At 74.7% G+C, this 16,163-nt stretch carries 15 protein-coding genes; 7 read left to right on the top strand and 8 right to left on the bottom strand.

The window, feature by feature from the left end; translation table 11 throughout:
• Nucleotides 1-137: 137 nt before the first annotated feature.
• Nucleotides 138-1,241, top strand: coding sequence for a PP2C family protein-serine/threonine phosphatase (locus AB0P06_RS02445; RefSeq protein WP_363604455.1), 1,104 nt, complete (start codon nt 138-140; stop codon nt 1,239-1,241).
• Nucleotides 1,242-1,361: 120 nt separating this feature from the next.
• Here the strand turns inward: AB0P06_RS02445 and AB0P06_RS02440 are convergent, their stop codons facing one another.
• From AB0P06_RS02440 to AB0P06_RS02430, 3 genes are all read right to left on the bottom strand, one after another.
• Nucleotides 1,362-2,165: an SDR family NAD(P)-dependent oxidoreductase gene (locus AB0P06_RS02440; RefSeq protein ID WP_363604454.1), complete on the bottom strand. Its 804-nt coding sequence runs from the start codon at nt 2,163-2,165 to the stop codon at nt 1,362-1,364.
• 83 nt (nt 2,166-2,248) lie between these two features.
• Nucleotides 2,249-2,986, bottom strand: coding sequence for an MIP family channel protein (locus AB0P06_RS02435; protein WP_363604453.1), 738 nt, complete (start codon nt 2,984-2,986; stop codon nt 2,249-2,251).
• A 289-nt stretch (nt 2,987-3,275) separates the two neighbouring features.
• Complete coding sequence (locus tag AB0P06_RS02430; RefSeq protein ID WP_363604451.1) at nt 3,276-4,208, bottom strand: NADP-dependent oxidoreductase; 933 nt, start codon at nt 4,206-4,208, stop codon at nt 3,276-3,278.
• A gap of 369 nt (nt 4,209-4,577) precedes the next feature.
• Between AB0P06_RS02430 and AB0P06_RS02425 the strand changes: the two genes are divergently transcribed.
• The gene (locus AB0P06_RS02425; RefSeq protein ID WP_363604449.1) at nt 4,578-5,954 is read left to right on the top strand and encodes a LuxR C-terminal-related transcriptional regulator; all 1,377 of its coding nucleotides are present in this window, start codon (nt 4,578-4,580) and stop codon (nt 5,952-5,954) included.
• Between the two features lie 64 nt (nt 5,955-6,018).
• Here AB0P06_RS02425 and AB0P06_RS02420 read toward each other — a convergent pair whose 3' ends face one another.
• Complete coding sequence (locus tag AB0P06_RS02420; protein WP_363604448.1) at nt 6,019-6,414, bottom strand: hypothetical protein; 396 nt, start codon at nt 6,412-6,414, stop codon at nt 6,019-6,021.
• Nucleotides 6,415-6,527: 113 nt separating this feature from the next.
• Between AB0P06_RS02420 and AB0P06_RS02415 the strand changes: the two genes are divergently transcribed.
• Together AB0P06_RS02415 and AB0P06_RS02410 are read left to right on the top strand one after the other, a co-directional pair.
• Nucleotides 6,528-6,974 (top strand): protein phosphatase, encoded by a 447-nt coding sequence (locus AB0P06_RS02415; protein WP_363604446.1) that lies wholly within the window; start codon nt 6,528-6,530, stop codon nt 6,972-6,974.
• A gap of 40 nt (nt 6,975-7,014) precedes the next feature.
• Complete coding sequence (locus tag AB0P06_RS02410; protein WP_363604444.1) at nt 7,015-7,380, top strand: S26 family signal peptidase; 366 nt, start codon at nt 7,015-7,017, stop codon at nt 7,378-7,380.
• A gap of 230 nt (nt 7,381-7,610) precedes the next feature.
• Here AB0P06_RS02410 and AB0P06_RS02405 read toward each other — a convergent pair whose 3' ends face one another.
• From AB0P06_RS02405 to AB0P06_RS02390, 4 genes are all read right to left on the bottom strand, one after another.
• On the bottom strand, nt 7,611-8,273 hold the full coding sequence (locus AB0P06_RS02405; RefSeq protein WP_363604442.1) for a restriction endonuclease: 663 nt from the start codon (nt 8,271-8,273) through the stop codon (nt 7,611-7,613).
• Nucleotides 8,273-8,482: a hypothetical protein gene (locus AB0P06_RS02400; RefSeq protein ID WP_363604441.1), complete on the bottom strand. Its 210-nt coding sequence runs from the start codon at nt 8,480-8,482 to the stop codon at nt 8,273-8,275. The genes AB0P06_RS02405 and AB0P06_RS02400 overlap by 1 nt, the downstream gene beginning before the upstream one ends.
• Before the next feature lie 463 nt (nt 8,483-8,945).
• Complete coding sequence (locus AB0P06_RS02395) at nt 8,946-9,425, bottom strand: YbaK/EbsC family protein (protein WP_363604439.1); 480 nt, start codon at nt 9,423-9,425, stop codon at nt 8,946-8,948.
• Complete coding sequence (locus AB0P06_RS02390; protein WP_363604437.1) at nt 9,422-11,206, bottom strand: 2-isopropylmalate synthase; 1,785 nt, start codon at nt 11,204-11,206, stop codon at nt 9,422-9,424. The genes AB0P06_RS02395 and AB0P06_RS02390 overlap by 4 nt, the downstream gene beginning before the upstream one ends.
• A gap of 223 nt (nt 11,207-11,429) precedes the next feature.
• On the opposite strand from AB0P06_RS02390, the gene AB0P06_RS02385 reads away from it, so the two are divergent.
• The 3 genes from AB0P06_RS02385 to AB0P06_RS02375 all read left to right on the top strand — a co-directional run bounded on the left by AB0P06_RS02385 (nt 11,430) and on the right by AB0P06_RS02375 (nt 16,145).
• The gene (locus tag AB0P06_RS02385; RefSeq protein WP_363604605.1) at nt 11,430-12,122 is read left to right on the top strand and encodes a FadR/GntR family transcriptional regulator; all 693 of its coding nucleotides are present in this window, start codon (nt 11,430-11,432) and stop codon (nt 12,120-12,122) included.
• Between the two features lie 430 nt (nt 12,123-12,552).
• Nucleotides 12,553-15,702 (top strand): nitrate- and nitrite sensing domain-containing protein, encoded by a 3,150-nt coding sequence (locus AB0P06_RS02380; RefSeq protein ID WP_363604435.1) that lies wholly within the window; start codon nt 12,553-12,555, stop codon nt 15,700-15,702.
• Nucleotides 15,702-16,145, top strand: a complete 444-nt coding sequence (locus AB0P06_RS02375; protein WP_363604433.1) for a roadblock/LC7 domain-containing protein — start codon at nt 15,702-15,704, stop codon at nt 16,143-16,145. The genes AB0P06_RS02380 and AB0P06_RS02375 overlap by 1 nt, the downstream gene beginning before the upstream one ends.
• The last annotated feature ends 18 nt before the right edge of the window (nt 16,146-16,163 follow it).

Below are 16,163 nucleotides of genomic sequence, written 5' to 3'. Positions count from 1 at the left end.
ACGCCCGCCGGAGCCCGCGTGCCGGGAAACGTCCCCCCGAAGTGCGGTGGGCCGCCCCCACGGTGTACAGAGGAAAGGTGCCACTTCGGCAGCGTCCCCGTGACCGCCACCGGACGTGGCGGCCCGACCGCCGCGCGATGACGGCGCTCCCGCTCGCGCTGATCGCGGTGATCACCGTCGTCGAAGTCCTGTCGCCGCCGCAGATCCACCTCGGCCCGCTGCTGGTCGTCGCCCCCGCCATCACGGCCTCCTTCGCCGGTGTGTGGGCCACCACCGGTGTCGCCGCCCTCGCGATCGCCGCGCTGACCCTCATCGGCGTTCTGCGCGAAGGCCTGGCGACCTCCAACATCGAGGCTCAGCTCAGCTCGCTGATCGTGGTCTCGGCGCTGGTGATCGGCCTGCGGGCGCTGCGCGAGCGACACGAACGACAGCTGGCCCAGGTCCGCTCGGTCTCCGAGGCCGCCCAGCGGGTGCTGCTGCGCCCACTGCCCGACCGGATCGGGCCGCTCCACCTCGCCGCCGTCTACCTGGCCGCCGAGGCCGAGGCACAGGTCGGTGGCGACCTCTACGCGGCGGCCCGGACCGCCACCGGCACCCGGCTGCTGGTCGGCGACGTACGCGGCAAGGGCCTCTCCTCGCTCGGCGACGCCGCCCTGCTGCTCGGCGCGTTCCGCGCGGCCGCCCACCTCCACGCCGACCTGCCCGACCTCGCCGCCTATCTGGACGGCAGCGTCTGCTGGGACCTCGCCCAGCCGAGCGAGCGGACCGACCGCGCCGGGGCGGGCGACCCCGCGCCCGACCGGGCCGAGGACTGTGTCGACAACCGCAGCGAGTCCTTCATCACCGCCGTCATCCTGGACATCCCGGACAACGACTCGGTGCTCCGCCTGATCGACTGCGGCCACCCGCCCCCGCTCCTGCTGCACGCCGACGGCATCACCGCACTGGCCGCCCGCCGGCCCGCCCCGCCGCTCGGCCTCGGCGAGCTGGCCCCGGCCGCGTACGAGGTGGAGGTGTTCCCGTTCCTGCCCGGCGACCGTCTGCTGATCTACACCGACGGCGTGATCGAGGCCCGCGACACGCGGCGCCGCTTCTACCCGCTCACCGAACGCGTCGCCGCCTGGCACACCGAGCCCCCGACCACCCTGCTGCACCGGCTCCGCCAGGACCTGCTCGCCCACGTCGGCGGCCGGCTGGACGACGACGCGGCGATCGTCGCGGTCGAGCGACTGCCGGAGTAGCCGGCGAGGCGAGCGCGCGGGAAGCGGGCACGGAAGGTTCACGGCGGCAAGAAGCCGGCGGGACCAACCCCGCGCGCGGGGAGCAGCGCCCTTACAACCCGACGCCCGCGCCTGGGCCCCCTACTGCGCCAGATACCCGCCGTCCACCGGCAGCACGACCCCGGTGACGAACGAGGCGTCGTCCGAGGCCAGGAACAGCACCGCCGAGGCCACCTCGGACGGTATGCCCAGCCGCCCCATCGGGTGCCGCTTCTCGATCGCCGCCAGGTACTCCGGCCCGCCCGGCTCGTCGTACAGCCGGGCCACCCGCTCGGTGGTGATCGTCCCGGGGGCGACGGCGTTGACCCGGATGCCCCGGTCCGCCCATTCCACCGCGAGGTGCTTGGTCAGCCCGGACGCGACGAACTTCGCCGGCCCGTAGATCGCCTGGCCGCGCTGCCCGGCCTCGCCGGAGATGGACGAGACGCAGACGATCGCGCCGCCCGTACCGCTCCCGCCGGCTCCGCCGTCCGTGCCACTCATCGCCTCCACGGCGTACTTGCAGGTGAGGAACATCCCGCGGCCGTCGACGGCCATCACCTGGTCCCAGTCGTCGGCCCCGGCCTCGGTGATCTCCATCAGCGGGATCACGCCCGCGTTGGCCACCAGGACGTCGAGGCGGCCGTGCCGCTCGACGGCGGCGCGGATCATCCGGCGGGCGTCGTCGTCCCGGGAGACGTCGCCGACCACCGTGGTGACGGCCGGCGGCAGCCGCTCCGCCAGCCGCCGCAGGCCGTCGCCGTCGACGTCCGTCGCGACCACCGACGCGCCCTCCCGGGCGAAGCGTTCGGCGACCGCGCGGCCGATGCCGTTCGCCGCGCCCGTCACCACACAGGACTTGCCCGCCAGCCGCCCGGGCCCCGAGGCCCCACTCAGATCCGCCATAGCGCCCGACTCTACCGACCGGACGTCAGAAAGCCCGGTACAACGCCGAGTTCAGCGTCGCACCGGGCTTCGTCCGGCTGGGTTCACCGCCCGGCGGCGGCCACCCGTGCGTCCGTGGCCGCGGCCTCGGCCACGGCCAGGTTCGGCTGCGGATGGGTCAGCAGGTGCACCCCGGCCGCCAGTGCGCCGCCGATCAGCGGTGCCAGGATGAACAGCCACAGCTGCGACAGCGCCGCACCGCCCGCGAACAGCGCCGGGCCCAGGCTGCGCGCCGGGTTGACGGAGGTGCCGGTGAGCGGGATGCCGACCAGGTGCACGACCACCAGCGCCATGCCGATCGGCAGCCCGTCGAAGCCGGTGGCCGCCAGCCGGTGGGTGACCGACAGGACCACGTACACGAGGAGGAAGGTCAGGATGATCTCGGTCAGGAACGCGCCGCCGGCGTTGATGTGCACCTGCGAGCGGTCACCCCAGCCGTTGGTCCCGAGCTTCTCGTGGGTCTCCAGGCCCGGTATCTGCTTGGCCACCAGCAGGACCAGCGCCGCGCCGGCGATACCGCCGAGGAACTGCGCGACCCAGTACGACACCGCCGTCCGTCCGTCGATCCGGCGGGCCAGCAGGAAACCGAGCGTCACCGCCGGGTTCACGTGGCAGCCGGAGATCGGCCCGAGCGCGTACGCGAGCGCCAGCAGCACCAGGCCGAACGCGAGCGCGATCCCGACGGAACCGATCGCCTCCCCCGCCACTACCGCGGCGCCCACCGCCAGCAGCACCAACAGCAGAGTTCCGAGAAACTCGCTGATCACCGCGCGCCTGTCCATCTGACCTCCTGTCCGGATCGGGCGGGCGGCACCGCACCGCCCGCTCCCGGTCAACCCTCCGTAACCGAACGGAGGACCGCACATCGGCCGAACGGCCCAACGCCGCGTTCCCGGGAAATCCGCCCGCCAAATTACCCTAAGCGGGTGAATGGGACAATTTCGGACAGATTGCCAGTCAGATCGCGGGGCGCCACGCCGCGGCCCGGACGGCGACTCAGGCCGTGACCCGGATCGCGGCCCGGTCGGCCACCCGCAGGCCCTGCCGACGGATCGACGGCGCCGAGCGGGCTCACCCGACGGTCAGAACGATCTTTCCCCGCAGGTGCCCGTGCTCGCTCAGCCGGTGCGCCTCGACCGCCTCCACCAGCGGAAACACCCGGTGCAGCGGCAGCAGCAGCGTGCCCGCCTCGTGCAGTGCGAGCGCACCCGCCAGCGCCGGCCCGTGGTACTCGACGGCCTCCGTCGTCCCCCCGGTGAACCGGACCCCGTGATCGGCGGCACCCGCCCAGTCGACGATCGTCACCACCTTCTCCGCGGCACCGGTCAGCTCGATCGACAACGGCAGCACCCCGCCCTGCCCGGCCGCGTCCAGCGCCCGGTCCACCCCGTCCGGCGCGGCGGCCCGCACCCGCCCGGCCAGCCCGTCACCGTACGTGACCGGGATGGCGCCCAGCTCGCGCAGATACGCGTGGTTGGCCTCGCTCGCCGTACCGATCACCCGGATCCCGCGCGAGCGGGCGAACTGCAGCAGGAACGTGCCGACCCCACCGGCCGCGCCGTGCACCAGCAGCGTCTGGCCGCTCTCCGCGCCCAGCACGGCCAGCGCCCGCCAGGCCGTCTCCGCCGCCACCGGGATCGCCGCGGCCTCCTCCCAGCTCAGCGAGGCCGGCTTGCGGGCCAGCCTGTCGGCCTCCACCAGTGCGTGCTCGGCGTACGCGCCGCCGTGGGTCAGGCCGAACACCTCGTCGCCCGGCCGCCACCGCGTCACGGCCCCGCCGACGGCCTCCACCACACCCGCCGCCTCGTACCCCGTGACGTGCGGGAGCTCGACCGGGAACACCTCGGTCATCGCGCCGCTGCGCAGCTTGTGGTCCAGCGGGTTGACGCCCGCGGCGCGGACGGCGATCCGCACCTGGCCGGGACCGGGGGCGGGCAGTTCGACATCGACCGGGCGCAGCACGTCCGCGCCGCCGTACTCGGAGAAGCTGATGGCCTTCGTCATGGAATCGCACAGTCCTTTACGTGTCAGGGAGTTCACGTGTCAGGGAGTTCGTGAACTCGACGGCTCCAGCCTGACGCCCCACCGACCGGTGCCCGGCCCGCCGTTCGGCCGGTTCCGCCCGGCCGAACGGCCAGGGCCGGCCCGACCGGGCCCAGGGTCTGTCGTCGAACTCCCGTCGTCCGCCCGGAGGGCGGGCGTGGCGGCGTTGGGGTGCGTGCATCGCAAGGCGGAGGAGGAAGCCACTGCGGTGGGGGCACCTCCCGGCCGAAGGCTGGGGGAGTGCGTGCCCTGGGGGTACCTCCCGGCCGAAGGCTGGGGGAGCGTCGCCACGCAGGCGGGAGTTCGACGACAGGCCCTAGGCTGAACGGCATGACGGACAACGGGGCGGGCAGTACGGCGGGCGCTGCGCACGAGCGGTGGCGGGATGGCTGGGGGCGGCCCGAGGAGGCGCTGGCGCGGGCCGTGGAGGTGCTGCGGACACCCCGGCCGAACCTGCTGCGGCGGCTCTCCGAGGTGCTCGCCGGCCTCGTCCCGCACACGGCGATCGCCCACCTCAGCGGCATCTGCACCTACACGCCCGTGAAGGCGTTCGGCGCCACCGAGCTGGCCGGGGGGATCACCAGCCTGGAACTCGCCCGGCTGACGGACGCCGTGGCCGTCGGCCGGCCGTGGCAGGGCACCGCCGTCCTGGCGGGCCGGTCCCGGCCCGTCGTCGCCGCCTCGACCATCACCGCGTCGGCGAACGGTACCGGCGCACTGCTCGTCCTGGTCCTGGAGAGCGCCGAGCCGCTGCCCGGGCAGGCGCTCGCCGTCCTCCAGCAGGTGTGGGAGCTGGTCACCATCCACTCCGACCACCGCGCCACCGACGCCGCCCCCGTGCACGCCGCCGCCTCCCGTGCCTCGGCGGGCGCCCGGGCCCGCGCGATCGCCGACCTGACCGGCACCCACGCCTCGGCGCTGTCCGCGGTCCTGGCGCCCCTGCGGTCCACCGCCCTGGACGACGCCACCGCCCGCCGCAGCGCCACCGAACTCGCGGTGAACGCCCTGCTGGACCTGCGGGCCGGCGCGGACCTCGACCGGGAGCTCAGCGAGGAGCCCGCCGACACCGCGTTCGCCCGCCTCGCCGACGAGTTGCGCCCACTGCTGCGGCACAGCCCCGTCCGCCTCGACCTGGCACCGCCCACCCCGGCCACCCCGGCCACCCCGTCCATCCCGTCCATCCCGGCCGACACCGCGCACACCGCCCGGGCCGCGGTCCGCTCCACCGTGCTCATCATGCTGGAACAGGACGATCTGACGCGCCTGCACGTGAGTTGGCGCATCAGCGACGACACCCTGCGCGCGGTGGTCCGCGACGACGGCCCCGGCCTGCTCGTCACGGACGGGCTCGCCGCACACCGGACGGCGGACCGCGTCACCGCCCTCGCGGGCCGCCTCGCCGTGGACGCCGTGCCCGGCTGGGGCACCACGGTGACCGTCGACCTGCCGCTCACCGCACCGGCCGCGCCCTCCGGCCCGGATCCCCTGGAAGGTTTGCAGCCAAGGGAGTTGGAGGTCCTGGACCAGCTCGCCCAGGGCCGCCGCAACCGGGACATCGCGCGGGCGCTGCACATCAGCGAGTCCACGGTGAAGTTCCATGTCGCCAACATCCTCGCCAAGTTGGGCGTGGCATCACGCGGAGAGGCCGCCGCGCTGGCCCACCGGGCCGGGCTGCCGACGACCGCCGCGCTCTACGCCGCGTCCTGACCGGGGAGTCCGCCGAAGTGCAGCGCGGGGCCGTTGCCGGTGGCGCCCGCACGGGCCCGGTGGTTCACCACGGGGCGGAGAACGAGGACGGCATCGTCAACGCGGTGACCGGGTCGCCGGGACGAAAGCGCACGCGGCACCGTGGACAGTAGAGGACCTGCGTCCGCCACCCCGACCCCGCCCGGGTGAGCGCCCTGGCGATGAGGGCCCCCGCCGCGAGGGCGCCTGCGAGCAACGACGCACCGAACCCCGTGTGCCCCTGGAGCAGCAGTCCCCAGCCGTACGCCCCGAGGGCTGCCGCGGCCAGGAGCCGGACCCGGCCCGCCGAGCGTACGACCGGCCGGCGGTGCTCCTCGAAGACGGCCAGCCGGGAGGACTCCTCGCACCGCGGGCAGACGGCCCCGTGGGGCGGCGTCGCTTCCGGAGCGAGGTGGTCGGCCTTCTCTTCCGTCAGCCCCATGCACGCACACTAGCCGAGCGGCGGCCGGAGCACCCAGACCGGGACCGGACAGGGAAACCTGGCGACACAGGGCCACACCGCCGACAACCCGGGGCACGAAGTACGCTCGGCCCATGACCACCACGCCGTCCTGGGAGCCCACGGCCGCCGGAGTGCTGCGGCTGCCGTCGGGCCGGCTCGTCCGGGGGCGCGGCCTGAGCCGGCCGCTGCCTCCGGGGCCCCGACCCGGCTTCGGGCTCTACCTGCTGGGGCGAAGGCCACCGGCGGTCGACTGGGAGAGCCGCTGGCTCCGCTGGCCCGACTTCCGGCTCCCCGCCGACCGCACCGAGGCCGCCGGGGCGTTCCGCGAGGCGTGGGGGCGGTCGGCCTCGGACCGGGTCGAGCTCGCCTGCGCCGGAGGCCGCGGCCGTACCGGCACCGCGCTGGCCTGCCTGGCCGTCCTGGACGGGGTCCCGGCCGACCGGGCGGTGGCGTTCGTCCGGGAGCACTACCACCCGCACGCCGTCGAAACGCCCTGGCAGCGCACGTTCGTGGCGCGGTTCCGCCAGGGCGGGGCGTAAATCGGTTGGGTGACCCGGCCAGGTCTGCCACGATCACCGCATGGGTGTGCTGGACGCAGTGGCGGGCCGGGTCGCCGCCGGGGCCGTCGTCGGATTCCGGCCCAGCGGCTCCTCGATGGTCCCGTTGATCCGCAGTCGGCAGCAGGTGGTCGTCGCGCCGGTCGACGCGTCGAAGCTGGAGGTCGGGGACATCGTCCTGGCCCGCGTCGCCGGGGCGGTGTACCTGCATCTGGTCTCGGCCGTGGATCCGGCCCGGAGGCGGGTCCAGATCAGCAACAACCGCGGCCGGGTCAATGGTTGGACCGGCCAGGCCCGCGTCTTCGGCATCTGTGTGGCGGTCGACGGCGTCCCCCGGCCGGGAGTCGACGGCAAGACCCTCGGGGCCGACCCCGAGAGCCCGTCCTGACCGGCCCCGGGGTGGCCCGGCCGCCGGTCAGTTCTCACATTCACCTTGTCAACCATGCGCTGCTGAATGACAGTTGGCCGCGGCTGATGGGGAGATCATGACTTCGTTCCACGGCCGGCGTGTCGCCCTGCGGGACCGCGTCGACGCGGTCGACGCATTCGGCGCGGAGCACGGGAGTTTCGCCATCGCGGGTGTGAACGACACCGAACCGCCCTGGAACCCGCCGCGGTTCACGCCACCCGCCGCCACCCGATCCGTCGCTTCGCCGGGCGGCCCGGCAGGGCGAGCAGGTCGTGCAGCGGCGTGCCCCGGTCGGCCCAGGTCTCCAGGCGGGGGCGGTCGATCCAGTGGATGCGGTGCCGGTCGCCCCAGGCCATGGCATCGCGGGTGAGGGTGCCGTTGGTGACCACGACGGCGATGTCGGCACCGTGCACCGGTCCTGCGGTCCCCTTCACCTCGTACATCACGTGGACGCCGACCTTGGCGCCGACCCTGGTGTGTTTGGCCTGGAGCACGATGCGGCCGTGGCTCGGGTGCTGGCCTGTCACATCGGCGGCCTGGTCGCCCTGTTGGCCGACCTTGCGGGCGCTCCAGCCGTCGCGGATCAGCAGGTCCCGCAGGGCGTACTCGAAGGCCTGGTCGTCCAGGGCGTCCACCTGGGCGAGGGTGAGCCGCAGGGCGGCCAGGCGTTCGGTGCGGGCCCGGTCGAGGGCCGGCTGGCGGGCGGCGGCCGCGAGGGCGAGGACGGCGACGACGGCGAGGAAGGGCCAGGACCGGAGGAGGCTCTGCGCGGCGCCGAGCAGCAGTACGGCGAGCGCGACGCCGACGGCGGCCGCGGCGACGTGCTCGACCGGGCCGCGTGGCTTGCGCAGCAGGGGCCGGCGCCGGGCCATCAGGGGGTGCCGACCGCGGACGGCGTGGCGGCGGTCGGCGGCGGGGCTCCGGCGTCGTCGGCGAAGCCGACGTAGTGGCCCCAGAGCCAGAACACGGCCACGGCTCCGGCGATCACCCACCCGCTCGCCTTCGTGGTCCCGCCACCTCCCGACGCGGGCTTGCGCCGGAAGTGGCCCCGCACCCACACCCGGCCGTCGTCGTTCGCCACTGTGCCTCCCGAGAGGGCGGGCGCCCGGTGCGCCTCGGCCCGCCCCCTGGTGTAGCAGTGGCGGCCGACACGGGAGGGCCGGTCCTCGGCATACGGACAACTCGACCGTCCCGAACCGGACGTGTGCGCCCGCCCGGTGCGCCCCGGCGCCGTCGGCGCGCGCCCGCCGTGCGGCCTCGGCGGCTCCGCCCGGCCACCGTTCCGGGTCTGCCGGACGCCCCGGCCGGTCAGCCACTCCGAGCTGCGCGGATACCGAAGAAGGGCGCCCCGGAGGCAACTTGGCGGAAACCGGGGGTTCGGTCGGCGGCGGCGGCCGGGGCGGTCACCCACCAGAATTCTGGGATGGCGTGCGGACGGGGCGGACGGCAGGATGCTCGCGTCCGGCAGCGACGCGGGCCCTCCCGGCTACGGGCGGCAGCCGGGAGGGCCCGCGCGGAACGGAACGAACCGGGGCCGGGCCCGCTCAGGCGTGCACCTCCGACGGTGTCCCGCCGGTGAGGCGCAGCAGTTCGTCGTACGTCATCGGCACGACCGTGTGCGGGTGGCCGGCGGCCGCCCAGAGGACGTCGTGCCCGGCGAGGGCGGTGTCCACGACGGTGCGCAGTCTGGCCGGGTGGCCGGTCGGGGCGACGCCGCCGATGGCCTGGCCGGTGGCGTCGCGGACCTGTTGGGCGGTGGCGCGTTCGATCGGGCCGGTGCCGAGCCGGTCGGCCAGGTAGGCGGTGTCGACGCGGTGGGCGCCGCTGGTCATGACCAGCAGGGGCGCCCCGTCGCACTGGAAGACCAGGCTGCCGGCGATGGCGCCGACCTCGCAGCCGAGGGCGGCGGCGGCCTCGGCGGCGGTGCGGGCGGAGTGGGGCAGGACGCGGATCTCGCCGGTCAGGCCGGCCGCCGCGAGGGCGGCGGCGACGGTCAGGCTGCGGGCGGGGAGACCGGCTGTCATCGGGCCGTCATCTCCCGGGCCCCCGCACGGCCGACGGCGCTCAGCACCGCCCGTACGCCCGCCGTGAGGACGGAGGTGTCGCGCCCGGCGCCCCACACCGCCTCCCCGGCGACCCGCGCCTCGACGTAGGCGACGGCGTCGCTGTCGGGGCCGGTGCGGACGGCGTGCTCGCTGAACTGCAGGATGTCCACGGCCGTCCCGGCCTCCCGCAGGGCCGCCGTGACGGCGTCCAGCGGGCCGTTGCCCTCGCCGCGCCAGGCCCGGCCGTCGAGGGTGACCTCCGCCCAGTGGCCGCCACCGCCTCCCTGCCCGGCACGCTCCCCCGTGCGCCACGAGGCCGCCGGCGCCGCGTCCAGGTACGTCGCCCGGAACAGCGCGTACAGCTCGTCGGCGCCGATCTCGCGGCCGCTGTCGTCCGTCGACTCCTGGACCACCCGGGAGAACTCGATCTGGAGCCGGCGGGGCAGGTCCAGCCCGTGTCCGGTCTGCAGCAGGTAGGCGATGCCGCCTTTGCCGGACTGGCTGTTGACCCGGATCACCGCCTCGTAGTCCCGCCCGAGGTCGGCCGGGTCGATCGGCAGGTAGGGCACGGCCCACGGCGCCTCGCCGGCCGGGACGCCCAGGTCGGCGGCCGTCTTGGCGTGGTGGGCCAGGCCCTTCCTGATGGCGTCCTGGTGGGTGCCGGAGAAGGCGGTGTGCACGAGGTCGCCGACGTAGGGGTGGCGTTCGTGGACGGGCAGGCGGTTGCAGTGTTCGACGGTGCGCCGGATCTCGTCGATGTCGGAGAAGTCGATCATCGGATCGACGCCCTGGGTGTGGAGGTTGAGCGCCAGGGTCACCAGGTCGACGTTGCCGGTCCGCTCGCCGTTGCCGAACAGGCAGCCCTCGACCCGCTGGGCGCCGGCCAGGACGGCGAGTTCGGCGCAGGCCACGCCGGTGCCGCGGTCGTTGTGCGGGTGGACGGAGAGGATCACCGCGTCGCGCCGGTCCAGGTGGCGGTGCATGTACTCGATCTGGTCGGCGTAGATGTTGGGCGTGGCGATCTCGACGGTGGCGGGCAGGTTGTGGATCACCGGCCGGTCGGGGTCGGCGTCCCACAGGGCGGTGAGGCCGTTGCAGATCTCCAGGACGTAGTCCGGTTCGGTCAGGTTGAACACCTCGGGCGAGAACTCGAAGCGCACGCCCGGGCGGCCTTCCGCCCGCCGGGCCAGGTGTTCGGCGGCCCCGGTGATCAGGGTGCGCAGCTCCTCGCGGCCGCGGCCGAGGACGACGTCCCGCCAGACCGGCGCGGTGGCGGTGTAGAGGTGGACGACGACCCGGGGCAGGCCCTCGACGGCCTCGAAGGTGCGGTCGATCAGGTCGGCGCGGGCGGCGGTGAAGACGACGACGGTGACGTCCGGCGGGACGGCGCCGGGCACGGTGGCCAGCTGCCGGACGAAGTCGAAGTCGGCGCGGCTGGCGGAGGGGTAGCCGACCTCGATCTCCTTGAAGCCCATGGCCAGGAAGAGGTCGAACATCCGCTGCTTGCGTGCCGGGTCCATCGGCTCGGCGAGCGCCTGGTTGCCGTCGCGCAGGTCGACGGGCACCCAGAGCGGGGCGTGCTCGATCCGCCGGCCCGGCCACTCCCGGGGCCGGTCGGCGGGCCGGCCGCCGGGCAGCTGGACGCGCTCGTGTGCCGGGCGGTAGCGGTGGTGCGGCATGGCGCTGCCGCGCTGCGGGTTCCAGGCGGGGGCGGTGGCCGGGACGGGGCCGGCGGGGGTGCGGAGGGTGGGGAATCGCATGGGTCTCGTGAGTCCTTCACGACGGGGTGCGGCACCCGGGCGGCGACGGTGCGGTCGCGTCGGCCGGGTGCGGCACCGGAGGACGACCGGCAGCACGGCGCCCCGCAGCGGGGTGCCGGTCCGGTCAGACCCCGCTGCGGCCACCAAGAAGGAGACTCCACGGCTTCATGCGGGGTACAGTAACCACGAACCAAGTCCTCAGACAACCTGGCAGGTGAACGCGATGTCCCCGCTCGGCCCCCTCCGCCCCTCCCCCCTGGTCGATCAGGCGACCCGGCGGATCGAGGAGCAGATCGCGGCCGGGCACTGGCCCGTCGGCGGCAAGCTGCCCGGCGAGGTGACGCTGGCGAAGGAGCTGGGTGTCGGCCGCTCGACCGTCCGGGAGGCCCTGCGCGCGCTGGCGGGGGCCGGCATGGTGCAGAGCCGCCAGGGCGCCGGGGTGTTCGTGACGGCGGACCGGCCGAGCGAGGACTGGTCGGCGCGGCTGCGCAGGGCGGAGCTGGCGCACGTCTACGAGGTCCGCACGGTGGTCGAGGTGCAGGCGGCCCGGCTGGCCTCCGTGCGCCGCACCGAGGCGGACCTGGCCGCGATGGACGAGGCGCTGACGGCCCGCCTGGCGGCGGGCGAGGGGGACGACGCCGCCTTCGTGACGGCGGACATCGCGCTGCACACGGCGGTGGTCGCGGCCGCGCACAACCCGGTCCTTTCCGACCTTTTCGCGGAGTTCGTCCCGGTTCTGAAGGAGCGTCTGGTCGAGCTGGTCGGGCTGCTGGAGCTACGCAAGGGCGATCCGAACCACGGCCACCCGGCGCACGCCGAACTGGTCGAGGCCGTACGCCGGGGCGACGCGGAGGGCGCCGGGCAGGGGCTGGCGGCCGAGCTGGAGGCCACCCGCGCCCGCCTGCTCGCGGCCTGACCGGGCGGACACTCCGGTCCTGCGCGCGCGGGCACCTTCACCCCTCCCGCTCGGGCACAGCAGGCCCGCCCTCCGCGGGCACGGTGGGCCGCCACCCTCGGGCGCGGCAGGCCCGCCCCATCCCCGCACGGAGGGCCCACCGCCCACGGATTCGGCGGGCGCGACGACCCGCCGCCCACAGGCTCGGCAGGCCCGCTCCTTACGGCTGCGGACGGCCCGCTCCCCGCGGGCACACACTCTCCGCATCTGCCGCCCCCACCGCCCCCACCTGCACTGACGTCGGGCCATCAGCCACCACAAGGATGCTTCGACCACCAACCGTCAACCGACCGGTGACGTTGTGTTCAGGCGGTGTGCGGCCACCGTCCAGGCGGCGAACGAGTTTTCACTCCCATCACACCGTATGACTAGTATCGCTTCGTCAAAGCCCGTGCCCCCCGGACGGTTCGGCCCGGAAGGGTCGGCCGCCAGTCCCAAGGAGTCAGCTCTGCGCGCGCGTGCGAATCGGCGGCCCCCGACGCCGAAGGCCCCCCGCAGGCGTCCGCGCCTGTCACTGCGGACGGCTCTGCTCGTCCTGGCCATCGTCCCCAGCCTCTCCCTCGTCGCCCTCTGGGCCGGGACCAGTGGCGAGACCTTCCTCGACTTCCAGCGCCAGGCGGCCCAGGGCCTGCTGGCACAGAAGGCCGGGAAGCCCTCCAACATCGTCTACTACAACCTCCAGGAGGAGCGCCGGCTCAGCGCCGAGGCGCTCGCCCGGCCCGGCAGCGTCACCGACGCGCTGCGCCGCCAGCGCGCGCTGACCGACGACGCCGTGCGCCAGTTCCAGGCGCTCTCCGGCGAGACCGCCGACAGCGCGCCCGCCGAGGTGCTCAGCGCCGTCACCGAGGCGCGCCAGGCGATGGGCAAGCTGGCCGAGCAGCGCGCCGCGGTCGACCGCGCCGCCACCGACCAGCAGACGGTCTTCACGTACTACACCGACCTGATCGCCGTGGACCTGCGGCTGTTCACCGCGCTCAGCCACGTCGACAACGGCGAGGTCACCTGGATCTCCAAGACCCTGGTGAACGCCTTCTGGGCCAAGGAGATGCTGGCCCGCGAGGATGCCATCCTGGCCCGTGGCTGGCCGTCCGGGCGGCTGAGCGTCGCCGACTACCAGCAGGTCCAGCAGTCCATCGGCGCGCAGCAGCACCTGTTCGGCGTGCAGGTCGTGCCGTACATCCCCGCCGGTGAGGACCAGGCCTGGCAGGAGCTGATGAACAGCCCCGCCTGGCAGGCCAAGGACACCGTCGAGCAGGCCCTGACCAAGCCGACCACGCCGGAGTCCGGCGGGACGGTCAGACTCCCCGCGTCGCAGGACCAGTGGCGCCAGGCCCTGGACCAGCTCAACCCGCAGCTGGTGAAGGCGATCGAGGCCCGCACCGACGGCATCGTCGAGGTCGGCAAGGACTCCTTCCTCTCGCTGCTCACCAAGGTCGTGCTGACCAGCCTCATCGGCCTGGTCGCGGTCATCGCGGTGATCCTGACCACCTGGCGCCTGACCCGGTCGCTGCGCCGCCGCATCCAGGAGCTGCACACCCAGGCGCAGGAGCTGGAGCGCACCCTCCCCGAGGTGGTGGAGCGCCTGTCGCGCGGCGAGCAGGTGGACGTCGAGGCCGAGACCCACGCCATCACCGCCGGCCCGCACGGCAACGGCACCGACGAGCTGGCCCGCCTCGGCCATGCGCTCAACCTGGCCCGGACCTCCGCGCTGGAGACCTCCGTCCGGCAGGCCGAGCAGCACCGCGGCTTCGAACGGCTGCTGCAGCGCATCGCCCGCCGCACCCAGCTGCTGATCGGTCAGCAGCTCCGCAAGCTGGACGAGCTGGAGCGCAAGCACGAGGACCCGGAGGTCCTGGAGGGCCTCTTCGACCTCGACCACCTCACCGCCCGTCTGCGGCGCTACGAGGAGAACCTGGTCATCCTCGCCGGCGGCCAGCCGCAGCGGCGCTGGCGCAAGCCCGTCCCGCTGCTGGACGTGCTGCGCGCCGCGCAGAGCGAGGTGCAGGACTACCGGCGGATCATGCTGGACGTGGAGGGCCACCCGTGGCTCTCCGAGCGGGCCGTCGGCTCGGTCGCGCACGTGATCGCCGAGCTGATGGAGAACGCGGCGACCTTCTCCAAGCCGCCCACGCCGGTGGAGGTCCGGGCCGCCATGGTCGGCCGCGGCCTCGCGGTGGAGATCGAGGACCGCGGGCTCGGCATGGACCCCGAGCAGTACGACGCGGCCAACGAGCTGATGAGCAGTCCGCCCCGGATGGACGTGCTGGCCCGGGCGGACGACATCCGCCTCGGCTTCTACGTGGTCGCGCGGCTGGCCGCCAACACCGGGCTGCGGATCGAGTTCCGGCCGTCGGCCTTCGGCGGCACCCGGGTGGTCGTGCTCGTCCCGGAGGAACTGGTGATCGACGGCGACGCCGGGCTGCCGGACGCGACGCCCGTCGAGCCGATCCCGCTCGCCCGGCGCTCGCGCAAGGCGGCGCTCACCGCGCTGACCGCGGCGAGCGAGCCCGCGGACGGCCCGGACCACGCGGCCGGCATCGCCGACCTGGACGACCTGAACGACCTGAACGGCTCGGACGGCCTGGACGATCTGAACAACCAGAACAGCCTGAACGGCCTGGACGACGAGACCGTGCAGGCCCTGCTGCCCGGCTCGGCGCCGACCCCCGTCGAGGCGTTCGCGCACGTCGAGTACATCCAGCCGCTGGAGACCGACCAGCCGGTCGAGCACAGCTCCCCGGCGGACGGCACGGCCGCGCACGGCTTCCCGGGCTTCCAGCCGTCCGGCGCCTCCGCCCACGGCGGCCCCGGGTACGGCATGGAGCAGCACGGCGCGCAGTCGTACGGCTCGGCCCAGACCGGGTACGGCGACCACACCACCCCGGGGTACGGCACCCCCCGGTACAGCGCGACGGGGTACGACTCCCCGACGTACGACAACCCGGCGTACGACAACCCCGCCCACGGCTCCGCGGCCCACGGCTCCGCGGCGTACGACAAGCAGGGGTACGACACCCCCGCCTACCCGGACATCGCCTACGCCACGGTGACGCCGGCCGAGGCCCCGTACGCCGACGAGCAGTACCGCCCGGCCGACCACTACCGGCTCGCCGAGCGCCGCGAGTACGCCTCCTCGGTGCCGGTCAGCGAGCCCACCGGCGAGCAGCCGCCGCTGCCGCAGCGTGTCCGCCAGGCCAGCCTGGCCGCCGAGCTGCGGGTGCCGCCGCGGCCCGACGCCCCCGGCGCGCCGGGCGGCTTCGGTGCGGCCGCCGAGCAGCCGCACCGGCAGGACGGGCCCCCGAGGACGGGCCCGCGCCCGGTGCGCCGCTCGGGCGCCGCGATCGGCGCCTTCCAGCGCCAGTCCCGCGCCGCCCGCGGCCAGGACGGTGACCAGGACTCCGGGCAGCACCGGCTGCCCGCCGCCACCGCACACCCGGCGTCCCCCACCGCAGCCGCCGGTCCCCCGACTCCCGCGTCGGGCCCGTCCCCCTGGGCCCTCCCCGCCGCGGATTCCCGAACCACTAGGACGGATGACCAGTGATGAACCGTACGATCGCCACCCACCAGGACCTGGACTGGCTGCTGGACGGACTCGTCGACTCGGTGCCCGGAACCAGGAACGCCGTCCTGCTCTCCGACGACGGCCTGGTCGTCAGCCACTCCCGGAGCATCGACCGGGCCGACGCCGAGCGCCTGGCGGCCGTCGCCACCGGCCAGCAGAGCCTCGCCCGGGGTGTCGGCGCCCTGTTCGACGGCGGTCCGGTGCACCAGGTGATCGTCGAGCTGGCCGAGGTCTGGCTGTTCATCATCGCCGCCGCCCAGGGCACCCACCTGGCCGTGATCGCCTCCCAGGAGGTGGACGCCGAGGTGATGTCGGTGGCCATGCACACCCTGGTGCAGCAGGTCGGCCAGAAGATGAGCACCCCCGCGCGCAGCGAGTTCGACGCGTTCGCCGCCCGCAGCACACACGCCGGCCGCGGGTGATCGCGCGGTGAGGCCCCA

This window comes from Kitasatospora sp. NPDC088351 (genome assembly GCF_040685575.1).
Classification (GTDB): Bacteria; Actinomycetota; Actinomycetes; order Streptomycetales; family Streptomycetaceae; genus Kitasatospora.
Note: the sequence above shows the minus strand (reverse complement) of the source record. Positions and strands in the feature narration are given on the sequence as shown.